Source organism: Streptomyces olindensis, from assembly GCF_040645895.1.
GTDB lineage: Bacteria > Actinomycetota > Actinomycetes > Streptomycetales > Streptomycetaceae > Streptomyces > Streptomyces olindensis.
The window spans coordinates 36,022-42,340 of sequence record NZ_JBEYZD010000078.1; the positions used below are offsets into that span (position 1 = coordinate 36,022).

The 6,319-nt window shown below is 74.2% G+C and carries 5 protein-coding genes; 1 reads left to right on the forward strand and 4 read right to left on the reverse strand.

Translation table 11 applies throughout. The features are described 5' to 3' along the window. Positions 1–11: 11 nt before the first annotated feature. Positions 12–1,655: a DNA repair helicase XPB gene (locus ABZ948_RS34290; RefSeq protein ID WP_359766255.1), complete on the reverse strand. Its 1,644-nt coding sequence runs from the start codon at positions 1,653–1,655 to the stop codon at positions 12–14. Positions 1,656–1,830: 175 nt separating this feature from the next. Between ABZ948_RS34290 and istB the strand changes: the two genes are divergently transcribed. Next, on the forward strand, positions 1,831–3,057 hold the full coding sequence (istB, locus tag ABZ948_RS34295; protein ID WP_359766257.1) for an IS21-like element helper ATPase IstB: 1,227 nt from the start codon (positions 1,831–1,833) through the stop codon (positions 3,055–3,057). Here the strand turns inward: istB and ABZ948_RS34300 are convergent. The 3 genes from ABZ948_RS34300 to ABZ948_RS34310 all read right to left on the reverse strand — a co-directional run bounded on the left by ABZ948_RS34300 (position 3,035) and on the right by ABZ948_RS34310 (position 6,201). Then, positions 3,035–3,223: a hypothetical protein gene (locus ABZ948_RS34300; protein WP_359766259.1), complete on the reverse strand. Its 189-nt coding sequence runs from the start codon at positions 3,221–3,223 to the stop codon at positions 3,035–3,037. The two genes, istB and ABZ948_RS34300, sit on opposite strands and share 23 nt — an antisense overlap. Before the next feature lie 73 nt (positions 3,224–3,296). Then, positions 3,297–3,428: a hypothetical protein gene (locus ABZ948_RS34305; RefSeq protein WP_279628436.1), complete on the reverse strand. Its 132-nt coding sequence runs from the start codon at positions 3,426–3,428 to the stop codon at positions 3,297–3,299. A gap of 178 nt (positions 3,429–3,606) precedes the next feature. Next, positions 3,607–6,201 carry a helicase-associated domain-containing protein gene (locus ABZ948_RS34310; RefSeq protein WP_359766261.1) on the reverse strand — a complete coding sequence of 865 codons (2,595 nt, stop codon included), beginning with the start codon at positions 6,199–6,201 and terminating at the stop codon, positions 3,607–3,609. Positions 6,202–6,319: the final 118 nt, after the last annotated feature.

The following is a 6,319-nucleotide window of genomic DNA, read 5'->3' on the forward strand; positions in this document are numbered from 1 at the left end:
TCCTGCCGGTGTCAGCTCTCCGCCAGCAGCTCGTCCGCGTCCACGATCCGGTACGCGTACCCCTGCTCCGCCAGGAAGCGCTGCCGGTGGGCGGCGAAGTCCTGGTCGATGGTGTCCCGGGCGACCACGGAGTAGAAGTGGGCCTGGTGGCCGTCCGACTTGGGCCGCAGCACCCGGCCGAGGCGCTGGGCCTCCTCCTGCCGGGAGCCGAAGGTGCCCGAGACCTGGATGGCGACCGTCGCCTCCGGCAGGTCGATCGAGAAGTTCGCGACCTTCGACACCACCAGCACGCTGATCTCGCCCTCCCGGAAGGCGTCGAAGAGCTTCTCCCGCTGCGCGTTCGACGTCTCGCCCTTGATCACGGGCGCGCCCAGGTGCTCGCCCAGTTCGTCGAGCTGGTCGATGTACTGGCCGATCACCAGGATCTGCTGCCCGGCGAAGCGGCGGACGATCGCCTCCGTGACCTTCCGCTTGGTGTCCGTCGTCGCGCAGAAGCGGTACTTCTCCTCCGTCTCGGCCGTGGCGTACGCGAGCCGCTCGGAGTCGGTGAGGTTGACCCGGACCTCGACGCAGTCGGCGGGCGCGATGTACCCCTGCGCCTCGATCTCCTTCCACGGCGCGTCGAACCGCTTGGGCCCGATCAGGGAGAACACGTCCGACTCGCGGCCGTCCTCGCGGACCAGGGTGGCGGTGAGACCGATCCGGCGGCGCGCCTGCAGATCCGCCGTGAACTTGAAGACCGGCGCGGGCAGCAGGTGCACCTCGTCGTAGACGATCAGCCCCCAGTCGCGCGAGTCGAACAGCTCCAGGTGCGGGTAGACACCCTTCCGCCGGGTGGTCAGCACCTGGTACGTGGCGATCGTGACGGGCCGGATCTCCTTGCGCGTCCCGCTGTACTCGCCGATCTCCTCCTCGGTGAGCGAGGTCCGCTTCACCAGCTCGTGCTTCCACTGCCGGGCCGAGACGGTGTTCGTGACGAGGATCAGGGTGGTGGACTTCGCCTGGGCCATCGCCCCGGCGCCCACCAGCGTCTTCCCGGCGCCGCAGGGCAGGACGACGACGCCCGACCCGCCGTGCCAGAAGTTCTCCACCGCCTGCTTCTGGTACGGCCGGAGCGCCCAGCCGTCCTCGGCCAGCTCGATCGGGTGCGCCTCGCCGTCGACGTACCCGGCGAGGTCCTCGGCCGGCCAGCCCAGCTTCAGCAAGGTCTGCTTGATCTGCCCGCGCTCGGAGGGGTGCACGGCGACCGTGTCCGGGTCGATCCGGGCGCCGACCAGCGGCGCGATCCGCTTCGAGCGGAGCACCTCCTCCAGCACCGGACGGTCCGTCGACGTCAGGACCAGTCCGTGCGCCGGGTGCTTGACCAGGGACAGCCGTCCGTAGCGGTCCATCGTCTCGGCGATGTCGACGAGCAGCGCGTGCGGCACCGGATAGCGGCTGTACTGCACCAGCGCGTCCACGACCTGCTCGGCGTCATGGCCCGCCGCGCGCGCGTTCCACAGGCCCAGCGGGGTCACCCGGTAGGTGTGGATGTGCTCCGGTGCCCGCTCCAGCTCGGCGAACGGGGCGATGGCCCGACGGCAGTCGTCGGCCTGCTCGTGGTCGACTTCCAGGAGCAGGGTCTTGTCGGACTGGACGATCAGCGGACCATTCACGCGCGGCACCCTTTCTGCGGCCGGACTGCTCGGACGGCTCGGCCAAACGTCCAGTGTGCCTGATCGACGGCGTCCGGTGGTGTGATCTGCGCAGCCGGTCGTACTTAATGCCTTTTCATTCCAACGTGTGGTGTGAATTCAGTTTTTCCACCGCGGCCCCGAAGAATGGCCAACCGTGCGGAACCCCACCACCACCACGCTCGGATACGCCCTGTTCGCCACCCGCTGGCTCCAGGCCCCGCTGTACTTCGGGCTCGTGGCCGCGCAGGGCGTCTACGTCTACAAGTTCTTCAAGGAGCTGTGGACGTTAATCCTCATGTGCGTGAGCGGGCACGCCACCGAGACCTATGTGATGCTCGCCGTGCTGAAGCTGGTCGACGTCGTCATGATCGCCAACCTGCTGATCATGGTGATCGTCGGCGGCTACGAGACGTTCGTCTCGCGCATCGGCCTCCAGGGCCACCGCGACCAGCCCGAATGGCTCTCGCACGTCAACTCCAACGTGCTGAAGGTCAAGCTCGCCACGGCGATCGTCGGCATCTCCTCCGTCCACCTGCTGCAGATGTTCGTGGACGTCCACCACACCTCCCGCCACGCCCTGCTGTGGGGGACGGTCATCCACATGGCGTTCATCGCGTCGGCGGCGATCCTCGCCTACATGTCGGGGCCGATGACCGCGCACACGGACCGCGGGCACGCCGACCGTGCGCCCCTCCGGCACCCGCGCGCGGAGCCGGAGCCCGGCGACCGGCGGCACGGACAGCAGGAGCGGGAGACCCCGGCGGCCGCACCCCCCGCCCCCCGGCGGCCGGAGCCCGACGCGGACGCCGAGGAACGGATCCGGGCGGCTGGCTTCCCCGCCCGCAAGCTGCTGGAGGACTTCGACGAGCGGCACCCCCGGGGCTTCGACCGGGAGGCCGTGGCCCGGCTCGGCAAGGCGGACTTCGTCGCCGCCCGGCACAACGTCGTCTTCGTCGGTCCGCCCGGCACCGGCAAGACCCATCTGGCCATCGCCCTCGGCGTCCGGGCCTGCCAGGCCGGGCACCGGGTGCTGTTCGCGACCGCCGCCGAGTGGGCCGCCCGGCTGTCCGACGCCCGGGGCGCCGGCCGGCTCGAGGCGGAGCTGGCCGGTCTCGACGAGCACGCCCTGCTGATCGTCGACGAGGTCGGTTACACGCCGTTCGACGCGGCCACCGCCGGCCTGTTCTTCCGGCTGGTCGCGCACCGCTACGAGCGTGCCTCGCTGATCGTGACCAGCGACCGTCCGCTCGGCCGCTGGGACGAGGTCTTCGGCGCGTCCGCCCCGGCGCTGGCCGACCGCCTGGCCCACCACGCCGAGGTCGTGCGGCTGGACGGGGAGAGCTACCGGACGCGGCGCGCTACTTCAGCGTGGGCAGACTGACGTTCTGGACCAGCGGGCCCTCGATGCCGATCGCCTCGGAGACCAGGGGCTCGGTGCCGGCGGTCGGCAGGGGCAGCGGCAGTGCGGGCGCCGCGGCGGCGGAGGGCGCGAGCACGCCCACGAGGGCGACGGCGGACAGGGCGACGGCGGGCAGCTTTTCACGCATGGGGACGAAGGGCCTTCCCGTACTGAGAGAGGGAGCGCCGCGCCACGGACCGGCCGGTGGCGCGGCGGGCGGATCAGACCTGCGGCGTCTCGACGACCAGGCCGGCGACGTCGATGCTGATCGCCGCGGCGGGCGTGGCCAGCCCCCCGAACGTCATCAGGGCGGCGGTGGCCAGGACGGCGGCGACTCGACGAACAGCGCGCATGCGGGAAGTTCCTTTCGACAGCGCTCACAGGGACACCCGGTGGCTGCCCCCGGGCACCCGGCGTGATGCGACACGCCCGGCAAGGTCGCCCGAGCGTGGGAAATCCCCGGCGTGGCGTGCATGAACGCCGCTGTGCACCCGAACGGGTGAGAAGCCGCCCTGGCCCGGGCCCCGGTGCTCAGCCCGCGTCGTCGGCGAGCTCCGCGACCCCGGTGATCCGGTGCAGCGGATACGTGCGGACCTCGTCCGCGGTGTGGTCGTACGCCGTGACGAAACCGCCCTCGACGCGGATGGGGGCGATGACCCGCTGGCTGGCGGCGCCCTCGGCGTTGACGTAGCCGATCCACAGGGCCTCGCCGGTCAGGACGGCGGCCTGCATGGTCGCGAGGGTCTCGGCGGAACCGGTGCGGGGCAGCTCGCCGTCGGCCGCCGGGACCGTGCCGGGCTTGCGCGGGGCCGTGGAGGCGAGGTCACCGGCCCGGATGGCGCGCAGCGCCGCGGCGAGCAGGGTGTCGTCGGGGACCGGCGGACCGTCCGGCACCGGCTCGGGCGCCGAGCGGGGCGGCGTGCGGTGCGCGAGAGCGCGGGTGATCAGTACGTCGCCCTCGGCGGACTCGGCCGCCGGCGCGAACCCCATCGCCCGCAGCCCCTCCAGCAGCCCCGCCGGGTCGGCCTGCGCGGCCAGCACGGTCGGGGCGAGCCGGCGCAGGCCCAGGGCGGCGGCCCGCTTGTCGGCGAGGATCTCGCCCAGCACCGCCTCGTCGTCGCAGCGGACGTAGGCCGAGGCCGCGCCGACGCGCAGGTGGCCGTGGCGGCGGGCGACGTCGTCGATGAGGTACGCGAGCGGCTGCGGCACCGGCGTACGGGAGTGCGTGGCGAGGAAGGCGTGCAGGTCGGAGGCGGCCTGCCCGGCGTCGAGGGCGCGCCGCACCGAGCCGGGCGTGAACCGGTAGACGGTGGCGCCGCCCTTGGACTCGACGTCCGCGAGCACGCCCAGCATGTCGGCGAGCGGGCGCCGCAGGGGACCCGGCGCCACCGCCGTCAGGTCGGCCTGGAGCAGCACGTGGTCCAGCGGCTCGGGCAGCAGCGGCGCGAGGAGCCGGGCCGCGGCGGCGGAGGCCACGGCCTGCTCGGCGGAGGAGAGGGGAGTGAGCGGGGTGGGGCGGTGGTGGTGGACGGGCAGCTTGTCCCCCGCACCGGAGGGCCCGGAGGCCCCGGACACCCCTGATACCCCGGAGGGCCCGGACGCACCGGACGGCTCCGCTGCCGGGCCCTTCACGGGTGCCGCCGCCGCGCCCAGCAGCGCCCGGCCGTGGGCCGACAGCGCACCCCGGCCCGTGACGCCCAGCAGCTCCGCCTCGGACAGCGCCCACCGGGCGAGCCGTGTGCGCAGGTCGTTCTCCTGCTGCTGGGCACCGCGCAGCGGCCGCTCCCAGCGCAGCCGGGCCAGCACCGACTCGGGGTCCGGCGCGGCCCCCTCCGGCAGCGCGGCCAGCAGCGCCAGCACCCGGTGCCGCACCTCCGGCGCCGCCGAGCGGTCCAGACCCGGCCCGAGCGCCGACAGCGTGCGGTCCTTGGCGTCCCGGCCGCCGACCAGCCCGGCCGTGCGGGTCGCCGCCAGCCACGCCGTGGCCAGCCGCGCCCAGCGCTCGGCGGGGGGCCGCTCCAGCCACTCGTCGTAGGCCGGGGTCGCCGCGTACCGCTCGTCGGCCTCCCCGTCGGAGGCGATCAGGCCCGCCGCGTACGCCAGCTCCACCCAGAACGCGGCGACCGGCTCCGGCACGTCCAGGGCGACGGCGGTCCGCTTCAGGTCCCGCACGCTCAGCCCGCCGGCCCGCAGCACCGCGGGACCGCCCTCGTCCCAGTCCTTCAGCAGCTCCTCGACGGTGGCGAGCGCGGTGTACGCCTGCCCGGCCGCGGTGCTGTCCACAACCTGTGGACGGTGCGCGGCGGCCGCCTCGACCGGCGGCGGCACCGGCTCGGGCGTCCGGTGCGCGAGCCCCCGCCGCAGGTGCAGGGCGACCTCGCGCGGCAGCACGACCGTTCCCGGCGCGGTCGGCAGCAGCAGCCCGCGGTCCAGCAGCCAGCGCAGCCGGGGCGCCGGATCCGGCGTGACCTGGCCGTACGGCGGCCCCCACACCAGGCGCTCCAGGACGTCGAGGGAATCGGCGGGGGCGTCGGCGAGCAGCGCCGCCATCCGCTCCCGGTCGGTGAACAGGCCGGTCAGGGCGGTCACCGCGGAGACCGAGTCGTGGGTCGAGGGCAGCCCGGCGGCCGTGACGATCTCCTGGATGCGCCCCGGGGACATCCCGGCCGTGGCCTCCTGCACAGTGGGCCCGAGCCCCGTCGGCGACGGGTGCTGCGGCGAGGGCGCCAGCAGCTCACGGGCCGTGCGGACCAGCCGCAGCCGGTCGTCGCCGCCCCAGACCAGGGCCTGCTCGCGCAGGACGTCCAGGGCGTGCGGCAGGGCGGCGGTGACGGCCGGGTCGCCCGCGTCCCCGGCCATGAGCCCGAGCAACTCCTCGTACGCCGCCGGGTCCGCCGCCACGGCCAGCGCCTCCGCCGTCTGCAGCGTGAACCGGTCCAGCCGCTCCAGGGCGCGCACGACCGAGGCGCGGGTGCCGGCGCGGGTCGCGAGCTGGGTGAGGTCGGTGGGCACGGGGGTGATGAGATCCGGTCGGCTGCGCAGCAGCGCGCCCAGCGCGGCGTCGCCCCGCGCGCGGAGCGCTTCCGCGAGGGAGCGGGGGGCCGAAGGCGTGTCCTCGGTGCTCATCCGGCCAACGGTAGCGGGTCGCCCCCTAGGGGGTGTCCGCAAAGTCCCGCCTGCCCCGCGACGCCCGGCACGCACTCTCGCCGCACCGGGCGAACACCCGAGTACAACCAGTACGCGG